This window comes from Shinella sp. CPCC 101442 (assembly GCF_024704725.1).
In the GTDB taxonomy this organism is placed as follows: domain Bacteria; phylum Pseudomonadota; class Alphaproteobacteria; order Rhizobiales; family Rhizobiaceae; genus Shinella.
Genome location: NZ_JALIQS010000002.1, coordinates 627,207 through 646,165 on the forward strand (window position 1 = coordinate 627,207; position 18,959 = coordinate 646,165).

16 protein-coding genes, 1 tRNA gene and 1 riboswitch are annotated in these 18,959 nt (G+C 63.4%); of the genes, 8 read left to right on the forward strand and 9 right to left on the reverse strand.

The window, feature by feature from the left end; translation table 11 throughout:
* Positions 1–121: 121 nt before the first annotated feature.
* The 4 genes from MUO32_RS08330 to MUO32_RS08345 all read right to left on the reverse strand — a co-directional run bounded on the left by MUO32_RS08330 (position 122) and on the right by MUO32_RS08345 (position 2,921).
* Positions 122–559 (reverse strand): EamA family transporter, encoded by a 438-nt coding sequence (locus MUO32_RS08330; protein ID WP_257947747.1) that lies wholly within the window; start codon positions 557–559, stop codon positions 122–124.
* Positions 556–945: a fluoride efflux transporter CrcB gene (crcB, locus tag MUO32_RS08335; RefSeq protein WP_257947748.1), complete on the reverse strand. Its 390-nt coding sequence runs from the start codon at positions 943–945 to the stop codon at positions 556–558. The genes MUO32_RS08330 and crcB overlap by 4 nt, the downstream gene beginning before the upstream one ends.
* Before the next feature lie 100 nt (positions 946–1,045).
* Positions 1,046–1,109: riboswitch (Fluoride riboswitch) on the reverse strand.
* 39 nt (positions 1,110–1,148) lie between these two features.
* Complete coding sequence (locus MUO32_RS08340; RefSeq protein WP_257947749.1) at positions 1,149–2,315, reverse strand: acetyl-CoA acetyltransferase; 1,167 nt, start codon at positions 2,313–2,315, stop codon at positions 1,149–1,151.
* Positions 2,316–2,372: 57 nt separating this feature from the next.
* Positions 2,373–2,921 (reverse strand): HdeD family acid-resistance protein, encoded by a 549-nt coding sequence (locus MUO32_RS08345; RefSeq protein ID WP_257947750.1) that lies wholly within the window; start codon positions 2,919–2,921, stop codon positions 2,373–2,375.
* Between the two features lie 150 nt (positions 2,922–3,071).
* Here MUO32_RS08345 and betI point away from each other — a divergent pair, with 150 nt between their 5' ends.
* From betI to betA, 4 genes are read left to right on the forward strand one after another with little or no spacing between them, the layout of a single operon-like run.
* The gene (gene betI / locus MUO32_RS08350; protein ID WP_257947751.1) at positions 3,072–3,707 is read left to right on the forward strand and encodes a transcriptional regulator BetI; all 636 of its coding nucleotides are present in this window, start codon (positions 3,072–3,074) and stop codon (positions 3,705–3,707) included.
* Positions 3,708–3,738: 31 nt separating this feature from the next.
* Positions 3,739–5,268 carry a choline-sulfatase gene (betC, locus tag MUO32_RS08355; RefSeq protein ID WP_257947752.1) on the forward strand — a complete coding sequence of 510 codons (1,530 nt, stop codon included), beginning with the start codon at positions 3,739–3,741 and terminating at the stop codon, positions 5,266–5,268.
* 1 nt (position 5,269) lies between these two features.
* Positions 5,270–6,733: a betaine-aldehyde dehydrogenase gene (gene betB / locus MUO32_RS08360; protein WP_257947753.1), complete on the forward strand. Its 1,464-nt coding sequence runs from the start codon at positions 5,270–5,272 to the stop codon at positions 6,731–6,733.
* A gap of 48 nt (positions 6,734–6,781) precedes the next feature.
* Complete coding sequence (betA, locus tag MUO32_RS08365; protein WP_257947754.1) at positions 6,782–8,434, forward strand: choline dehydrogenase; 1,653 nt, start codon at positions 6,782–6,784, stop codon at positions 8,432–8,434.
* Positions 8,435–8,824: 390 nt separating this feature from the next.
* On the opposite strand, the gene MUO32_RS08370 is transcribed toward betA, so the two are convergent.
* Positions 8,825–9,943: a calcium-binding protein gene (locus tag MUO32_RS08370; protein WP_257947755.1), complete on the reverse strand. Its 1,119-nt coding sequence runs from the start codon at positions 9,941–9,943 to the stop codon at positions 8,825–8,827.
* 265 nt (positions 9,944–10,208) lie between these two features.
* On the opposite strand from MUO32_RS08370, the gene MUO32_RS08375 reads away from it, so the two are divergent.
* From MUO32_RS08375 to cysN, 3 genes are read left to right on the forward strand one after another with little or no spacing between them, the layout of a single operon-like run.
* Positions 10,209–10,955, forward strand: coding sequence for a phosphoadenylyl-sulfate reductase (locus tag MUO32_RS08375; RefSeq protein WP_257947756.1), 747 nt, complete (start codon positions 10,209–10,211; stop codon positions 10,953–10,955).
* 46 nt (positions 10,956–11,001) lie between these two features.
* Entirely contained in the window at positions 11,002–11,955 is a 954-nt protein-coding gene (cysD, locus tag MUO32_RS08380) for a sulfate adenylyltransferase subunit CysD (protein ID WP_257947757.1), read from the forward strand.
* Position 11,956: 1 nt separating this feature from the next.
* Positions 11,957–13,447, forward strand: a complete 1,491-nt coding sequence (gene cysN, locus MUO32_RS08385; RefSeq protein WP_257947758.1) for a sulfate adenylyltransferase subunit CysN — start codon at positions 11,957–11,959, stop codon at positions 13,445–13,447.
* A gap of 265 nt (positions 13,448–13,712) precedes the next feature.
* Here the strand turns inward: cysN and MUO32_RS08390 are convergent, their stop codons facing one another.
* The 3 genes from MUO32_RS08390 to MUO32_RS08400 all read right to left on the reverse strand — a co-directional run bounded on the left by MUO32_RS08390 (position 13,713) and on the right by MUO32_RS08400 (position 17,490).
* A complete protein-coding gene (locus MUO32_RS08390; RefSeq protein WP_257947759.1) occupies positions 13,713–15,029 on the reverse strand; it encodes an HlyD family type I secretion periplasmic adaptor subunit in 1,317 nt (438 codons plus the stop codon).
* Between the two features lie 10 nt (positions 15,030–15,039).
* Positions 15,040–16,776 carry a type I secretion system permease/ATPase gene (locus tag MUO32_RS08395; protein ID WP_257947760.1) on the reverse strand — a complete coding sequence of 579 codons (1,737 nt, stop codon included), beginning with the start codon at positions 16,774–16,776 and terminating at the stop codon, positions 15,040–15,042.
* Positions 16,777–16,986: 210 nt separating this feature from the next.
* Complete coding sequence (locus MUO32_RS08400) at positions 16,987–17,490, reverse strand: MgtC/SapB family protein (RefSeq protein ID WP_257948235.1); 504 nt, start codon at positions 17,488–17,490, stop codon at positions 16,987–16,989.
* A gap of 149 nt (positions 17,491–17,639) precedes the next feature.
* Here MUO32_RS08400 and MUO32_RS08405 point away from each other — a divergent pair.
* Positions 17,640–17,716: transfer RNA gene (locus MUO32_RS08405), tRNA-Pro, on the forward strand.
* A gap of 402 nt (positions 17,717–18,118) precedes the next feature.
* On the opposite strand, the gene MUO32_RS08410 is transcribed toward MUO32_RS08405, so the two are convergent.
* Positions 18,119–18,925, reverse strand: coding sequence for an SDR family oxidoreductase (locus MUO32_RS08410; protein WP_257947761.1), 807 nt, complete (start codon positions 18,923–18,925; stop codon positions 18,119–18,121).
* Positions 18,926–18,959: the final 34 nt, after the last annotated feature.

Here is an 18,959-nt window from a genome sequence, read left to right on the forward strand (position 1 = left end):
AGGGGCTCCGGAGCTTTTACGATGCTGCGAAGTCTCTCTTCCGATCCCTGAAAAATCCGTTTCCGAAGTGTGACAATTCGATGAAACTTCAACGACTACAAGGAGTTGAAAAAGAAACACCTCATATGGGCAAAGCAAGCAGCAGCGCGCCCCCGCCGATCATCGCGACAGCGACCCAGTGCGTGGTGGAAAGCTGCTCGCCGAGGAAGAGAACGGCGAAGATGGCGACGAGCACGACGGAGAGCTTGTCGACGGGCGCGACCTGCGCCGCCTTGCCGATCTGGAGCGCGCGGAAGTAGCAGAGCCAGGACGCGCCGGTCGCCAGACCCGAGAGAACGAGGAAAATCCAGCTCTTTGCCGGCACCGTTCCGGGCGCCTGCCAATTGCCGGCGAGGGTCAGCATGAAGGCGATGGCGAGAAGGATAACCACGGTGCGTATGAAGGTGGCGAAGTCGGAATTGACCTCGCTGATGCCGATCTTGGCGAAGATCGCCGTCAGCGCCGCAAAGACCGCCGAGCCGAGCGCCCAGACCTGCCAGGAGGTCAGCAAAGCCTTCACACTACACCTCCTGCGAGCATCACCCGCGTCAATGCCAGTCCTGCCGCGACGGCAAGCAGCGAAACAAAAACCGACGCGCCGACATAAAGTGCTGCCAAACCCATCTCGCCCCGCTCCCACAGCATCGCCGCATCGAGCGAAAAGGCCGAAAAAGTGGTGAACCCGCCAAGGATGCCCGTGGTCAGGAACAGCCGGGCCTCCTGCGGCAGGTTCACCCGAAAGGCGAAGGCCCCGGCGATCAGCCCCATCAGCAGGCAGCCGAGCACATTGATGACCAGCGTGCCCACGGGAAAATGCGTCCCGAACAGCCGCGCCGCCAGCACATTCACCCCATGCCGGCCGGCACCGCCGATGCCCGCGCCGAGAAAGACGATCAGATAGGTCATGCCGTTGCCTCACAGTCCGTTGTTGCGACATCCGGACAACAAAAAACCGCCCACGGGCGGTCGCAGAACATGCTCCCGCCATCGGCGGCCATTGCTGGCCGGTCTGGCAGGAGCTATCAGCCGGTAAACGGCGGTTGTCGGGGAGCTCCATCCCCATCCCACAAGGGAATTTCTAGGCCCTGTTGCGGGTGCTGTCAAACGTCTCACTGCCGCCGTTCGAGGATGGAAACATAGTTCGCGACGGCAGCGCCACCCATGTTGAAGAGGCCGCCGAGCGTCGCACCTGCGACCTGGATGCCGCCGGCCTCTCCCGCGAGCTGCATGGCGGTCAGCACATGCATGGAGACGCCGGTGGCGCCGATCGGGTGACCCTTGGATTTGAGGCCGCCGGAGGGGTTGACGGGCAGGCGCCCGTCTTTTGACGTCTCGCCCGACAGCGCCAACCGGCCACCCTCACCGGGCTTCGCGAGGCCCATCGCCTCGTATTCGATCAGCTCGGCGATGGTGAAACAGTCGTGCGTTTCGACGAAGGAGAGGTCCACAAGCGTCGCACCGGCCTGCGCCAGCGCCTGTCGCCAGGCCTCGGTGCAGCCTTCGAATTTCAGGATATCGCGCTTCGACATCGGCAGGAAATCCTGCACATGGGCGGCGGCGCGGAAGGCGATGGCACGTGGGGCACTGGCGGCGGCATCGGCAGAGGCCAGCACCAGCGCGGCAGCACCGTCTGACACCAGCGAGCAATCCGTACGCTTCAGCGGACCCGCGACGAAGGGGTTCCTCTCGCTTTCGGTGCGGCAGAAATCGAAGCCGAGGTCCTTCTGCATCTGGGCATAGGGATTGGCCACGCCGTTCCTGTGGTTCTTGGCGGCGATGGCGGCGAGCGCATCGGACTGATCGCCGTGGCGCTGGAAATAGGCGGACGCGATGCGGCCGAAGACGCCGGCAAAGCCGGCCGGCGTATCGCCATCCTCCGGCAGGTAGGAGGCTTTCAAGAGATTCGCGCCGATCTCGGCGGCGGGCGTCTTCGTCATCTGCTCGACACCCACGACCAGCACATGGCGGGCGGCACCGGCCCTGATGGCGCGAACGCCCTGATGGACTGCCGCCGAGCCCGTTGCGCAGGCATTTTCCACCCGCGTGGCCGGCTTGAAGCGCAGCGCGTCATCGGCCTGCAGCACAAGGCTTGCGGTAAAATCCTGCGGCGAGAAGCCGGCGTTGAAATGGCCGAGCACGATCTCGTCGATATCCCCGGCGACAAGCCCCGCATGGGCGATCGCCTCGCGCGCGACGGTGACGATGAGGCTCTCGACCGTCTCGCCTTCGAGCTTGCCGAACCGCGTATGCGCCCAGCCGATGATGGAAACGTCCATGAACAATCCTCCCGCCGGCATGATGGGCCCGTGGCGGCGGGAGGTAAAGAGGGCCGTCTACTTGCGCAGCGCGAGGCCGAAGCCGATGAGCGCCCAGCCCTGCATGGCAAGATCGAAGGCGAGGAAGAGGCCCAGCAGCCACAGGCTGTTGACCGGCCAGCCGAGCAGGAAGACGAGGCCCGCCAGCACGGTCACGACACCGCCCGCCATCAGCCAGCCCCACCCCTTGTCCGGCCGCACGCGCCAGGCGGCAAAGATGCGGAAGACACCCGCAACAAGCAGGGCTGCAGCCATCAGCAGGGTCAGGACGGCGGAGGTAAGCACCGGATTGACGAAGGCAAGAATGCCGGCCGCCAGATAGAGCAACGCGCTCAGTGCCCAGGCGATCGTCTCCCGCCAGGCCTTCACCTGGAAGGCATGGGCGAGATGCACCGCCCCGCCGACGATCATCAGCATGCCGACATAATAGACCGACGCAACGGTGGCGATGAACAGATTTGCCGCGGCAATGCCGCCAAAGACCAGCAGGACGACGCCAAGCGCGACGAACCAGCCCCATTTGGCGCGAACATCGGAAAGCGGATTCATTCCGGGGGAGAGGACCATGATGCACCTCGAAAATTGAATGAAAACAAAGTCAGGCTAACACGAAACAGAACGCCATTGCGACATCCGATTGAACCATTCCAACGGGAAAGATTTTTATTGATTGATCGATCAATTAAAAATACGCTTGACGAAAATCAGGGGAACCGCATGCCGAAGGTTGGAATGGAGCCGGTGCGCCGCAAGGCGCTGGTGGACGCGACGCTGAGGGCGGTCGGCGACCATGGCTCGCTGACCGTGACCATGTCGGAAATCGCCCGCCATGCCGGCGTGTCGCCCGCCCTTGCACACCATTATTTCGGCTCCAAGGAACAGCTGGTCATCGAGACGATCCGCAGCCTGCTGCGCCAGTTGCGTGCCGATGCCGTGGCGGCGCTCAAGGATGCCGCGACGCCGCGTGAGAAGCTTTCGGCTGTCATCCGCGTCAATTTCCAGGCGCACCAGTTCGCCCCGGAGACGGTTGCCGCCTGGCTTGCCTTCTATTCCGAGGCGCAACGGTCCGAAGCCGTGCGGCGTCTGCTCGTCGTCTATGCGCGGCGGCTGAATTCCAACCTCCTGTCCAGCCTCAAGCTGCTCTGCCCGGCCGGGAAGGCCGCCGACATTGCCGATGGCGCGGCGGCGATGATCGACGGGCTCTATCTGCGGCAGGGGCTGCGCTCCGCGCCGGTCAGCATCGCCACCTCCATCGCCCTGACCGAGAGCTATGTGGATGCGCAGCTCGCCGCTGTCGCGCGCGACGCTTCCACCGCCGCGGGCCGGCGAGTGCCCGTCACAGAGAACCGCTAAATTCGATTGTCTATCTTTCAAGGATCTGTCCGTGACCGCCAGCAAGCCGAACATCCTGATCATCATGGTCGACCAACTCAACGGGACCTTCTTTCCGGATGGGCCGGCGGACTGGCTGCATGCGCCGCATATGAAGGCGCTTGCGGCGCGCTCCGCGCGCTTCCGCAACAACTACACGTCCTCGCCGCTCTGCGCGCCCGCCCGCGCCTCCTTCATGGCCGGCCAGCTGCCGAGCCGCACGCAGGTCTACGACAACGCGGCGGAATATGTTTCCTCCGTCCCGACCTTCGCGCATCACCTGCGGCGCGCCGGCTACTACACCGCGTTGTCGGGAAAAATGCACTTCGTCGGGCCGGACCAGCTGCACGGTTTCGAGGAGCGGCTGACGACCGATATCTACCCGGCCGATTTCGGCTGGACGCCGGATTATCGAAAGCCCGGCGAGCGCATCGACTGGTGGTATCACAATATGGGCTCGGTGACGGGCGCGGGTGTCGCCGAGATCACCAACCAGATGGAATATGACGACGAGGTCGCCTTCCTCGCCAATCAAAAACTCTACCAGCTCTCCCGCGAGAACGACGATGAGTATCGCCGCCCCTGGTGCGTGACCGTCTCCTTCACCCACCCGCATGATCCCTATGTGGCCCGCAGGAAATTCTGGGACCTCTATGAGGATTGCGAGCATCTGCTGCCCGAAGTCGGTATGCTCGAAGAGCAGGATCCGCATTCGGCCCGCATCCTGCACGCCTGCGACTACGCCAAATTCGCCATCAGCGGCGAGGACGTGCGTCGCTCCCGCCAGGCCTATTTCGCCAACATCTCCTATCTCGACGAGAAGGTCGGCGAACTCCTGGATACGCTGACGCGTACCCGCATGCTGGACGAGACGCTGATCTTCTTCTGTTCCGACCATGGCGACATGCTCGGCGAGCGCGGTCTGTGGTTCAAGATGAACTTCTTCGAAGGGTCTGCCCGCGTGCCGCTGATGATATCCGGGCCCGGCGTTGCCGCCGGCCTGCATCTTGCCCCCTCTTCCAATCTCGACGTGACGCCGACGCTCTGCGATCTCGCGGGCATTTCCATGGACGAGGTGATGCCGTGGACGGACGGCGAAAGCCTGCTGCCGATCATCAACGGCGCCGACCGCGTCTCGCCCGTGCTGATGGAATATGCGGCGGAGGCCTCCTATGCGCCGATCGTCGGCATCCGCGAGGGCAAGTGGAAATACATCCACTGCGAACTGGACCCGGAACAGCTTTTCGACCTCGAGGCCGATCCGCAGGAGCTTACCAATCTCGCGACCTCGGACAATCCGGTCGTTCAGGCGACGCTGGAAGCCTTCCGGCAGATGCGCGAGGCGCGCTGGGACATGGCTCAGTTCGACAGCGCCGTGCGCGAAAGCCAGGCGCGACGCTGGGTGGTCTATGAGGCGCTGAGGAACGGCGCCTACTATCCGTGGGACCACCAGCCGCTGCAAAAGGCGTCCGAACGCTACATGCGCAACCACATGAACCTCGACAATCTCGAGGAATCCAAACGTTACCCGCGGGGAGAATAAGATGAGAGCCCAACCGAAAGCCTCCCATTTCATCGATGGCGAATATGTCGAGGACGTCGCCGGCACGCCCTTCGAAAGCATCTACCCCGCCACCGGCGAGGTGATCGCCAGGCTGCATGCCGCAACGCCCGCCATCGTCGAGAAGGCCATCGCATCGGCCAAGCGCGCGCAAAAGGAGTGGGCGGCGATGAGCCCGACCGCGCGTGGCCGCATCCTGAAGCGCGCGGCCGAGATCATGCGCGAGCGCAACCGCGAGCTTTCGGAACTGGAAACGCTCGACACCGGCAAGCCGATCCAGGAAACCATCGTCGCCGACCCGACCTCAGGCGCCGACGCCTTCGAGTTCTTCGGCGGCGTCGCTGCGGCAGGGTTGAACGGAAGCTACATTCCGCTGGGGCAGGATTTCGCCTTCACAAAGCGCGTGCCGCTCGGTGTCTGCGTCGGCATCGGCGCCTGGAACTATCCGCAGCAGATCGCCTGCTGGAAGGGCGCGCCTGCCCTCGTCTGCGGCAATGCCATGGTCTTCAAGCCCTCGGAAAACACACCGCTCGGCGCATTGAAGATCGCGGAAATCCTGATCGAGGCCGGCCTGCCGAAGGGCCTCTACAACGTCATCCAGGGCGACCGCTCGACAGGGCCGCTCCTCGTCAACCACAAGGACGTCGCCAAGGTCTCGCTGACCGGCTCCGTACCGACGGGCAAGAAGGTGGCGGGGGCAGCGGCCTCCGACCTCAAGCATGTGACGATGGAACTCGGTGGCAAGTCGCCGCTCATCGTCTTCGACGACGCGGACCTCGAAAGCGCCATCGGCGGCGCGATGCTCGGCAATTTCTATTCGACCGGGCAGGTCTGCTCCAACGGCACCCGCGTCTTCGTCCAGAAGGGCATCAAGGACAGGTTCCTGTCGCGCCTGAAGGAGCGGACCGAGAAGATCGTCATCGGCGACCCGATGGAAGAGGCGACGCAACTCGGTCCGATGGTCTCGAAGGCACAGCGTGACAAGGTTCTGGACTATATCGAGAAGGGCAAGGCCGAAGGTGCGACGCTCCTGACCGGCGGCGGCATTCCGAACGACGTATCGGGTGAAGGCACCTATATCCAGCCGACCGTCTTTGCCGACGTCACCGACGACATGACGATCGCCCGCGAAGAGATCTTCGGGCCGGTCATGTGCGTGCTCGATTTCGACAGCGAAGAAGAGGTCATCGAACGCGGCAACGCGACCGAATTCGGCCTTTCCGGCGGCGTCTTCACCGCCGACATCACCCGCGCCCACCGCGTCGTCGACCAGCTCGAGGCCGGCACGCTCTGGATCAACACCTACAACCTCTGCCCCGTGGAAATCCCCTTTGGCGGCTCCAAGCAATCCGGCTTCGGCCGCGAAAATTCGCTGGCAGCGCTGGAGCACTATTCGGAGCTGAAGACGGTGTACGTGTCGATGGGCAAGGTGGACGCGCCCTATTGAGGTTTCGCCCCTGTCGGGCGCTTGAAGGAAGATTGGCTGGGGACCGCCATGCAGAACGCAGACTACATCATCATCGGCTCCGGCTCGGCCGGCTCGGCCATTGCCTATCGCCTCTCGGAGGACGGCAAACATACGGTCATGGTGCTGGAATATGGCGGCTCGGATATCGGGCCGTTCATCCAGATGCCGGCGGCCCTTGCCTGGCCGATGAGCATGAAGCGCTATAACTGGGGCTATCTTTCCGAGCCCGAGCCGAACCTCAACAACCGGCGCATCACCGCACCACGCGGCAAGGTTATCGGCGGGTCATCCTCGATCAACGGCCTCGTCTACGTGCGCGGGCACGCGGAGGACTTCAACCGCTGGGAGGCGCTTGGCGCGCAAGGCTGGGCCTATGCGGATGTGCTGCCCTACTACAAGCGCCTCGAAACGTCTCTTGGCGGCGAGACCGGCTGGCGTGGCACCAACGGGCCTCTGCACGTGCGGCGTGGCCCGGTCACGAACCCGCTGTTCCACGCCTTCATCCAGGCAGGCCAGCAGGCCGGTTTCGAACTGACGGACGACTATAACGGCTCCAAGCAGGAAGGTTTCGGCCTGATGGAGCAGACGATCTACAACGGCCGCCGCTGGTCGGCGGCGAACGCCTATCTCCGCCCCGCCATGAAGCGGCCGAACGTGTCGCTGGTGCGCTGCTTTGCACGGAAAATCGTCATCGAGAACGGCCGTGCCGTCGGCGTCGAGATCGAGCGCAACGGCAAGATCGAGGTGGTGAGGGCCAACCGTGAGGTTGTGGTCTCGGCCTCCTCCTTCAACTCGCCGAAGCTCCTGATGCTTTCGGGCATCGGCCCGGCGCAGCATCTGAAGGACATGGGGATCGAGGTGAAGGTGGACCGGCCGGGTGTCGGCGCCAATCTTCAGGACCATATGGAGTTCTATTTCCAGCAGGTCTCCACCAAGCCGGTCTCGCTTTACTCCTGGTTGCCGTGGTTCTGGCAGGGGGTGGCGGGCGCGCAGTGGCTGCTCTCCAAGGGCGGGCTTGGCGCCTCCAACCAGTTCGAAGCCTGCGCCTTCCTGCGTTCGGCGCCGGGGTTGAAGCAGCCGGACATTCAGTATCACTTCCTGCCGGTCGCCATTTCCTATGACGGCAAGGCCGCGGCCAGGAGCCATGGCTTCCAGGTGCATGTCGGCTACAATCTGTCGAAGTCGCGCGGCAACGTCACGCTGCGTTCTTCCGATCCGATAGCCGACCCGGTCATCAAGTTCAACTATATGAGCCACGAGGAAGACTGGATCAAATTCCGCCACTGCGTGCGCCTCACCCGCGAAATCTTCGGCCAGAAGGCCTTCGACGAATTCCGCGGGCCGGAAATCCAGCCGGGTGCGAACGTCGAGAGCGACGACCAGATCGACGCGTTCCTGCGCGAGCATCTGGAAAGCGCCTATCATCCCTCCGGCACCTGCCGCATGGGGGCTGCGACCGATCCGATGGCGGTGGTCGATCCGCAAACCCGCGTCATCGGCGTCGACGGTCTGCGCGTGGCGGACAGCTCGATCTTCCCGCATGTGACCTATGGCAACCTCAACGCCCCCTCGATCATGACGGGTGAAAAGGCGGCCGATCACATCCTGGGCAGGCAGCCGCTCGCCCGCTCCAACCAGGAGCCGTGGGTCAACCCGCGCGCCGCCGTGAGCGACCGCTAAAGATTTGGAACGATTGAGGATGGCGTGGGTTTAGCTCGGCATTGCCGGAGGAAGCCCATGGCCACCTACCACATGATCTCGCAGAGCAGCATCCGCAAGGACACGGATCGCGCTCACGCTGATCGACAGCGTCGCGCGTCCCTGCGCCTTCATCACAGACCCCGCCCAGACGCACGGCACGCCGCCCATACCAGTCGCGAAGGCATTTGCCGCTGCTGAACAGATGGTCGCGTCTGCCGTCCATCCGCGCGCCCTCGTCATCATCGATGACGACAGTTCTGGCACAGACGCTGGGGAAAACTCATTCCTCACCCCGATCGCACCGGTCAATGACAACAAAAAAGCCGGGCTTGCGCCCGGCTCTCTGAAGCACCCGGAGGTCTGGGCGCCTTATGCGAAGAGGAAATCGCTCGTGTGAAGGTCGGCCTTCGCGACACCATCAAGCGTGATGGTGTTGGCACCGTACTTGATGACCAGATCGCCTTCGCGCGTTTCCGAAGCGTGGCTGAGCACATCGGCAAAGTTCTTCAGGACGGCCTTGTCGAGGCGGATCACGTCGAGGCCGGAGTTGCCAGCTTCGAAGTCGGTGATGCGGTCATTGCCCTGACCCGACTTGATGTAGAAAGTGTCGGCGCCGGCGCCGCCGGACAGGATGTCGTTGCCCGTGCCGCCGTCGAGCGAGTCATTGCCCAGGCCACCTTCAAGCCGGTCGTTGCCGGCATTGCCGAGCAGCTTGTCGTTGCCGGCATAGCCGAAGAGGAAGTCATCGCCGTTGCCACCGTTCAGCGTATCTGCACCAGCGCCGCCGTTCAGCGTGTCGTTGCCCTCGCCGCCCGAGAGCGTGTCGTCACCGGCGCCGCCATAGAGCTTGTCGTTGCCGGCGTCGCCGTAGAGCTTGTCCTTGCCGGCGTCGCCGTACAGCGTGTCGTTGCCGTTGCCGCCGCGCAGCGTGTCGTCGCCGCCATTGCCGTAGAGCTTGTCATTACCGTTGCCGCCCGAAAGCGAATCGCCCTTGGCATAACCCGAGAAGACGTCCGAGCCGGTGCTGCCTTTGAAGACGATCGAATTGGCGTTCAGGACCTTCAGGAGGCCTGCGGTCGCACCCTCCGTCGTCGACTTGCCACCGATAATGGCCATGACGAGCTCGGTGCTTTCAGTCGCGTCCGTGATGCCGAGACCGGTGATCTTCACGTCGGACACTAGATTGTAGGTCTTGGCCGCCTCGTTGAGGGTAACCGAATTGCCGAACTCGACCGTGTTCAGCGAACCGCCGATCGTGTGCTTCTGCATGTTGTAGGTCAAAGCTGTCTTGCCGGCGCTCAACACCACGCCGTACTTCGTGGCATCGGCGGTGCCGTACTGCGTGCCGCTCATCCCCGAGGGATCCGTGCCGTTGAAGCCGCCGCGGCCTGCCGCTACGAAGGTCTTGCTGAAGTTCGACAGATAGCCGGAAAAGTCGATACCCTTGCCGTCCTTGTTGGCGTCGTTGACAGTAATGGTGATAGCCATGGTGCCCAGTCCTTCCCTGCGGGCCCCACGCCCGCTATAAACTTGAATACGAAACTCAGCTATTAAATCTGAATTTTTCTGTCAAGTTTTTTCGTCCACTTTTTCGGGAAGTTTTCGGGAGCAGCCGAGGCGACAGGATTTCTGCGGCAAGCGCCGGATGGAGAGATATTTGCTCCTGCGCTGAAACTTTGGAAATCCGTTTTGCTGTCTTCCGGCAGACGGGGCTGCGATAATCCGGCAACTTCTCGCAAAGGCATGGAATAGAATGACTGCTCTCACCGGAAACGGGACCGCGCAGGCCCTCAATGACAAGCTTGCTAATCTCGACCTCGCGACCCGTCTTTCGCTCGTGGCCGAGCTTGGCGGGCGTTCTGTGTTCACCACCAGCCTCGGCATCGAGGACCAGGTCATCACGGCCGCCATCGGCACCGAGCGCATCGCGATCGACGTCGTGACGCTGGAGACCGGCCGCCTCTTCCAGGAAACCGTCGATCTCATCGACGAGACCGAAAGCCAGTACGGCATCACCATCGCCCGTTATGTGCCAGCCCAGGACGACATCGACATCTATGCCGCGCAGTATGGCCTCAACGGCTTCTACGACAGCGTGGAAGCGCGCCACGCCTGTTGCGGCGTGCGCAAGCTGAAGCCGCTTGCGCGCGCACTCGAAGGGGCATCCTTCTGGATCACCGGCCTGCGCCGCGGCCAGTCCGGCAACCGTGCCGACACGCCGTTCGCGGAGTTCGACGCCGACCGCAACCTGATCAAGATCAATCCGCTGGCGGATTGGGACATCGACCGGATCAAGGCTTATGTGGCCGACAACGCGGTCCCGGTGAACCCGATGCATGCGCGCGGCTATCCCTCGATCGGCTGCGAGCCCTGTACGCGCGCCATCAAGCCGGGCGAGCCCGAACGGGCCGGCCGCTGGTGGTGGGAGAACGACGAAAAACGCGAATGCGGCCTGCACGTTGCCGAAGCCACCCCCATCCCGGCCCCGAGCGCGGCCTGACCAGAACAAGCCCTCCCAAGGCGATCCATCCGGAGTAACAGTTTACATGTCCGATACCCGTCACGAAGCGGAAGCGAAGCAGAACGCACCGCACAAGCCGCCGCTCGATCCGCATCTGAAGGCGCTGGAAAACGAAGCGATCCACATTTTCCGTGAAGTGGCCGCCGAGTTCGAACGTCCCGTCATGCTCTATTCCGTCGGCAAGGATAGTTCCGTCCTGCTGCACCTCGCACGCAAGGCCTTCTATCCGGGCCGCGTCCCCTTCCCGCTGCTGCATGTCAACACGGGCTGGAAGTTCCGCGAAATGATCGCCTTCCGCGACAAGATCGTCGCGGACTACGATCTCGACCTGATCGAGCACGTCAATCCGCGCGGTGCGGCCGAGAACGTCACGCCGTTCACCCATGGCTCCTCGCGCTACACCGACATCATGAAGACCGAGGCGCTGCGCCAGGCGCTCGACGCCGGCAAGTATGACGCGGCCTTCGGCGGCGCGCGGCGCGACGAAGAGGCTTCGCGCGCGAAGGAGCGCATCTACTCCTTCCGCACGCCGGACCACCGCTGGGATCCGCGCAACCAGCGCCCGGAACTTTGGAACGTCTATAACGGCATGATCCAGCAGGGCGAAAGCGTGCGCGCCTTCCCGCTCTCCAACTGGACTGAGGTCGATATCTGGCGCTACATCCAGGCGGAAGACATTCCGATCGTGCCGCTCTACTTCGCGGAAAAGCGTCCCTATGTGGAGCGCGACGGCATGATGATCCTTGCCGAGGACCCGCGCCTCGAACTGCTGCCCGGTGAAGTGAAGCAGGAAGGCGTCATCCGTTTCCGCACGCTCGGCTGCTTCCCGCTGACCGGCGCCATCCGCTCCACCGCCACGACGCTCGACGATGTCATCGCCGAGCTGGAGACGGCCACCGTCTCGGAACGCCAGGGCCGCGCGATCGACCGCGACCAGTCCGGCTCCATGGAAAAGAAGAAACGCGAAGGGTATTTCTGAGATGACCGTTTCCGCCACCGCAACCGCCGAGGTTTTCACCGTGGAAGAACCGGCCCTCGAAACGGCTAAGGCAATCCGTGACTCCCGCCCGCTTCGCCTCATCACCTGCGGCTCGGTCGACGACGGCAAGTCGACGCTGATCGGCCGCCTGCTCTGGGACACCAAGGCCGTCAAGGAAGACCAGGCCGCGACGCTCCAGCGCGACAGTTCCGGCAAGCAGAACGATCTGGGCCTGCCCGACTTCGCCCTGCTGCTCGACGGCCTGCAGGCCGAACGCGAACAGGGCATCACCATTGACGTCGCCTATCGCTACTTCGCGACGGACCGCCGTTCGTTCATCGTCGCCGATACGCCCGGCCACGAACAATATACCCGCAACATGGCGACCGGCGCCTCCACGGCCGATCTCGCCGTGCTCCTGATCGATGCCCGCGCCGGCATTCTCGAACAGACCCGCCGCCACGCCACCATCGCCGCGCTGATGGGCATCCGCCAGTTCGTGCTGGCCATCAACAAGATCGACCTGACGAACTACGACCGCGCCGGCTTCGAGCAGATCACGCACGACTTCAAGGAATTCGCGCTGACGCTCGGCGTCAAGCAGATCACCGCCATCCCGATGTCGGCGCTGAAGGGCGAAAACGTCGTCTATGACGGCCGCGCCGCCATGCCCTGGTATGACGGCCCGACGCTGGTCGAAACGCTGGAAAAGGCGACCACCCGTTCCAACCAGACGGTCGGCTTCCGCCTGCCGGTGCAGCGCGTCTCCCGCCCCGGCGAAAGTTTTCGCGGCTATCAGGGCACGGTTGCCGGCGGTTCGGTGAAGCCGGGCGATTCGGTCGTCATCCTGCCCTCCGGCATGGTCGCCAATGTCACCAAGATCGTCACCTTCGACCTCGTGCGCAACGCGGCCGTCGCCGGTGATGCGATCACGCTCGTGCTCGACCGCCAGGTGGATGTATCGCGCGGCGACATGATCGTCGCCATCGACAGCCAGCCGATGACCGGCCGCGGCTTCGACGCCCAGCTCGTGGCGCTCCAGCCCGAAGGCATCGAGCCCGGCAAGCGCTACTGGCTGAAGAGCGGCTCGCGCCGCCAGCGCGTCAGCATCGAGCCGATCAGCCAGCTGGATCTCAAGACCTCGAAGTGGAATGCGGCCGAACGGCTGGACATGAACGGTATCGGAAAGGTGCGCCTCACCTTCGACGAGCAGGCGATCTTCGACACCTACGAGCAGAACCGCACGACCGGCGCCTTCATCCTGATCGATCCCGACACCAACAACACGGTGGCCGGTGGCATGATCTCGGGCCGCCGCTCGGAAATCGGCGGCATCCACAAGGACGACCAGCGCGTGCTGCTGTCGCTGCCGGCCGACCTCGCCGAGAAGATCATGGCGACCGAACTCTTCGCCAATCGCCGCCAGGATGTGGACGTGCGCCATACCAGCGTCGGACGGGCTGCGGAAATCCTCGCGGATCTCGACGAGTAAGTCCGCCAGCAAAAACAGAAAAAGGGGCCGAAGGGCCCCTTTTTATTTGCTGCATCCGGCTCAGAAGAAGAAATACCAGAGCAGCAGAACGACGAAGAGCGGAACGCCCATCAACCAGAGAATCAAAGCCCGAGCCATTGAAGTTTCCTTTCCGTTTATCTGTCGGAAAAGGAATGGCTGAAGGGCGAATTTGTTCCATGAGGACGTTATGATAAAGGGCGCCGCAGCGCCCTTTGATCGTTGACAGCGTGTCTTGCCGGAAGGTTTACCGCTCGCGGAAAGCCTTGGAAAAGTAGTCGGCGAGCGGCTTGACCAGATATTCGAGCGGCGAACGTTCCGCGGTCTGGATGAAGGTTTCCACCGGCATGCCGGGCATCACGTGCTTGTCGCTGAGCTTTGCCATCTCGCCGGCATCCGGCGTGATTTCGGCCTTGTAGAACGTGGCACCCGTGCGCTGGTCGGACAACACGTCGGCGGCGACCTTCGTCACATGGCCGAAGATTTCCGGCGTCGAGCGATGGTCGAAGGCGCCGAAGCGGATATGGGCCATCTGGCCGACATGGATCTGGTCGATCTGGGTCGGCGAAATCTGCGTGGAAATGACGAGGTTCTGTTCCTGCGGGATGATGTAGAGCAGCGGATCGGCCGGTCGGATGACCGAACGCAGCGCATGGACCTGCATGCCGAGCACAACGCCGGACATCGGCGCGGTGATGTCCATGCGGCTCAGCGTCTCGTGCTTGGCGTTGCGCCGCTCCTTCAGCTCGGCGATCTTCGCCTCGATCTCGCGCAGCGACGTCGTCGCCTCCTCGCGCACCGTGGAATGGATGTTGAGGATGGCGATCTCGATTTCGGCGACGCGACCGGTGTTTTCTGCGATGTTGGAGCGCGCCTGGCTGATCGTGCCGCGGATTTCCGCCTCTTCGCGCTGGAGCGCCAGCACGCGGCTGGCATTGGTCAGCGACTGGGCAAGCAGCTTGTTTTGCGCCTCCAGCTCCTTGCCGATCAGGCTCATCTGCGTTTGCAGCGCCTGGATGCGGCTCTCGAGGCCTTCGTTCTGCTTGGCGATCTGCGCCTTCTTTTCCTGCAACTGCGCGGCCTGCTTGTCGCGGGTTTCCGCCCGCGCCGCCATCAGCCGCTTCTGGCCGGTGACGATTTCGGCGGCCTCCGGATCGGTGGCGGCCGCCTTCAGAAGATCGGGATCGAAGGTGATCTCGGTCTTGTCGTCCTGTTCGGCCTTAAGCCTGGCGGCCGTGCCGAGCAGGCTGAACAGCTGCCCTTCGATGACGGTGAGCTCCGAGCGGTCGAACGTATCGTCGAGGCGCATCAAGACATCGCCGGCCTTGACGGTATCGCCTTCCTTGACGCGGATTTCCCCCACCACGCCGCCGGTCAGGTGCTGCACGACCTGGCGGTTGCTGGCGACCTCGATGACGCCGGCTGCGACGACCGCGCCGTTGATACGCGTCAGCGCCGCCCAGGCGCCCATGCCGCCGAGCAGCACGAAAACCGTCGTATAACCGGCGATCGCGTAGCGACGACCGCTCCACTTCCTGTCCCTGGAACTCGTTTCCCGAACCATGGCCTTGTCCTTACTTGTTGCTGCCGCCGGTGCCGGTGCCGCCTACGACCTGCGTATGGTTGCGCAGATGCGCACGCAAAACGTCGTCACGCGGGCCGAAGGCGAGGCGCTGGCCGTTTTCCATGATGAGGATGAGCTCGCATTCCTCGATGGCGGCCGGGCGGTGCGCCATGATGACGATGGACTTGCCATCGGCCTTCATGTTGCGGATGGCGAGGTTGAGCGCCATGGAGCCTTCTGCGTCGAGATTGGAGTTCGGCTCGTCGAGCACCAGCAGCACCGGATCGCCATAGAGCGCGCGGGCAAGGCCGACACGCTGCTTCTGGCCGCCCGAGAGACGGCCGCCCATGGCCGGCAGCTTCGTGTCGTAGCCGTCGGGCAGGCGCAGGATCATGTCGTGCGCGCCGGCCTTCCTGGCCGCTTCCACCACCTTCACCGGATCGGGATCGAGCGTCATGCGGGCGATGTTTTCGGCAATCGTGCCCTCGAAGAGCACCACATCCTGCGGCAGATAGCCGACATGGTCGGCCAGGCCGTCCGTGCCGTACTGCTCCAGCGCCGCGCCATCGAGGCGCACCTTGCCGCCGGCGGGCGGCCAGATGCCGGTCAGCACGCGCGCCAGCGTCGACTTGCCGGACGCGCTCTGGCCGATGACGCCGAGCGCCTGGCCGGGACGGAGCTCGAGGCTCAGCATGCGCACCGTCGCGACCTTTTCGCCGGGCGGCACGACCGTGACCTGCTCGACGTCGAGGATGGCACGCGGCTTCGGCAGCGCCGTGCGCGGGTCTTCTTCCGGCACGCGGGACAGCAGCTCGGAAAGCTGGCGCCAGCCCTGCATGGCGCGCTGGATCAGCGCCCAATGGCCGATGGCGCCCTCGATGGGCGCAAGCGCACGGCCGATGATGATGGAGCTTGCGATCATCGCGCCGGCGGTGATCTCGTTCTGCAGCACCAGATAGGCACCAAGCGCCAGGATCGCCGACTGCAGGAAGACGCGGAAGGTTTTCGACGTAATCGAATAGAAGCCGTTGCTGTCGGAATAGTGGATATTGGCTTCCAGCGCCTTGTCGCGCAGGAGCTGCCAGCGGCTGGCGACGGCACGGCGCATGCCGAGCGCGCGAACTGTGTCGCTTTCCTTCTGCAGCGTCTGCGTCATCTCGTCGGACTGGCGCCCGGCGATCATCGCCCGCTCCTGGTCTTCCTTCGTGCCATTCTGGTTGAGCCAGGTGAGCGCCACGAGAATGAGGCCGCCGACGACGCCGAGCAGGCCCATCCAGGGATGGAAGGTGAAGATGACGAAGATGAAGAGCGGCGTCCACGGAATGTCGAACACCGTGAAGACGGCGGGCGAGGACAGCACCTTCTGGATGGCGTCAAGATCGCGCATGCCGGTGACGGTGGAAACACCCTGCGCGTGCAGGGCCGTGCGGTCGAGCACGGCGTTGAAGACGCGTTTGTCGAAACGGGCCTGGAAGCGGGCGCCGATACGCGCGGCGATACGGCTGCGCAGGTGATCGAGCACACCCATGATGAGGTAGAGCCCGACGATGAGGCCGGTCAGCGCCACCAGCGTCGCCTCCGAACGGGAGGCGAGCACCCGATCGTAGATCTGCAGCATGAAGAGCGGCCCGGTCAGAACGAGCAGGTTCACGAAGAAGCTGAAAAGGCCGATGGCAAGGAAGCCCGCGGCGCTGGCCTTCAGCACGGCTCTGAGTTCGTCCACACCGGACTGGCCCGATGATCGCATGGCACTGTCTCTTTAAAGATCGACGCCGGAGGTTCGACCGGGCGGGCCGTCGTCCGAGCGGCGAAGGGCCCCCCGACCGCTCCGCCGTCATCGGGCGGGTGCGGAGCCGCGCGCACGTCTAGCGCGCGGCTTTGATGAGAGACGGTATAGGGCGCGATTTATTCGTAAAGCAATATAAATTCGATTTCCCGTCGTGCAAACATGATGGGCCTAATCATGTTCATCTATCCCGGTTTGCTCGCGATCAGCTTTCGAAAACCTGATTTTACCGAGAATGAACAACACGATGAAGCAGGCGAGCGTGGCAAAAACCGCAACGAACCAGTAACCGAGCCCCACCGAGAGCCCGACGGCCCCCGCAAGCCACATGCCGGCTCCCGTCGTCAATCCCTTCACTTCGCCGCGCGAGAAAACGATCATGCCGGCGGCGAGAAACGCCACGCCCGACGTGACCGCTTCGATGACGCGCAGCGGATCGATGCGCACCTGTTCGTCGGCAAAGCCTTCCATATGAACGCTCTCGATGGAGAGCAGCGCGAAGACGCAGGCCGCGAGCGCGACGAGAACATGCGTGCGCAGGCCCGCCGCCTGGTCTCGATACTCCCGTTCCGCGCCGATCACGGCGCCGAGGACGATGGCGCCCGTCATGCGCGCAAGCATGACAGGATAGGGAATTTCGGTCTTCGCGAAGAGGTCGGCGACGATCTGTTCCATGGGCTGCCAAACGGCAAAGCGGCAAAGCGGTTCCGGCCGAAAAGAAAAATTTCCCGGCGCACCGGCACTTTGCCCAAGATCGTGGATTTTTTTGATATTTTGCGCTTGTCGAACCCAAAACCCTGGTCTATAGGAAGCGCCGCTGGTCACGGAGTGTAGCGCAGTCTGGTAGCGCACCACGTTCGGGACGTGGGGGTCGAGTGTTCGAATCACTCCACTCCGACCAGCGGAAAAGCCTCAGTTTTTAAGGCTTTGCCACCTTCCCGAAAACTCTCGAAAACCAAGATCAAAGAAAACGGACCGATTGCGGGCCGTTTGAAAATGCGCTTGCCGCTGCCTGCCGAAAATCAGGGCTTGCATGGGCGCATGTGCGTTCGGATTCTTCAAACACAAACCAAGCGACGATGCCGCCCGGTGAGCTTCCGCCCTGATTGTGCGCAATGCCTTGTGCGGCTCTACGGATCGCCTCGCCCGGAAGGGGCGAGACGAAGCGGAGCGTGACGTGGTTTCCGGCGATGCCGCTCGATGCATCGCAGTGCTTCCCGTGGCCGGGAATCCGGGCGGCGCTAACCGTCGTTGTCCAAGTTCATACCTTGAAGCAGCGTTTCGCCCGGCCGGCGAAGGGCATTTATAGAGCTGCCGCAGCTTGAGGCAGGCTGTCATAGGCGCCCCAGATCGCCTGGTCGAAATTGATGATCGCGCCGGTCATCAGGCCGGATTCGTCTGATGCAAGGAATGCGATTGCCCGGGCAACTTCATCGGGATCGATCAGGCGGCCATTGGGTTGTGCGACGACGGCCTTGGCGAGCCAGTCGGCCGGCTGGCCATCCAGTTCGCGCTGCGTCCTGTCCTCGCCTTCCGACGCCATCCAGCCGATATTGAGGCTGTTGACACGGATACGGTTCCGCAGAGCGGCGTAGGCGGTGTTACGAGTCAGCGTATCCAGCGCACCCTTGGAGGCGCTGTAGGCGGCCAGGAACGGCTGTCCGCCCATCGAGGACATGGTCGAGATGTTGACGATCGTTCCGGCAACGCCGTCGCGCTTGAAAAGCTCGATCGCGCCTTGCATGAGGAAGAACGGCGCCCGGGTGTTGACCGCGAACAGCTGGTCGAAGAGCTCTGGGCTTGTGTTGAGGATCGTGCCGCGGTTCGTCATGCCGGCCGCATTGACCAGGCTGTCGAGCCGGCCGAATGTCCTGTCGGCGGCGGCGATGACGGACTTGCAGTCGTCCACATCAGACAGATCGGCTTTGATGAAGACGGTTTTCGCGCCCAGGGCTTCAAGTTGGGCCGCCTGCGCCGCGCCCTTTTCTTCAGATCGCCCGCAAATGACCAGCCCCTTCGCGCCGCGTTCGGCAAGAAGCTTTGCGGTTGCAGCACCAAGGCCCTGCGTGCCGCCGGTCACGACGACGATCTTGTTTTCGAACTGTGCCATTTGGATTTCCTCTCGTGCGTCTGCGCGTTGTTCT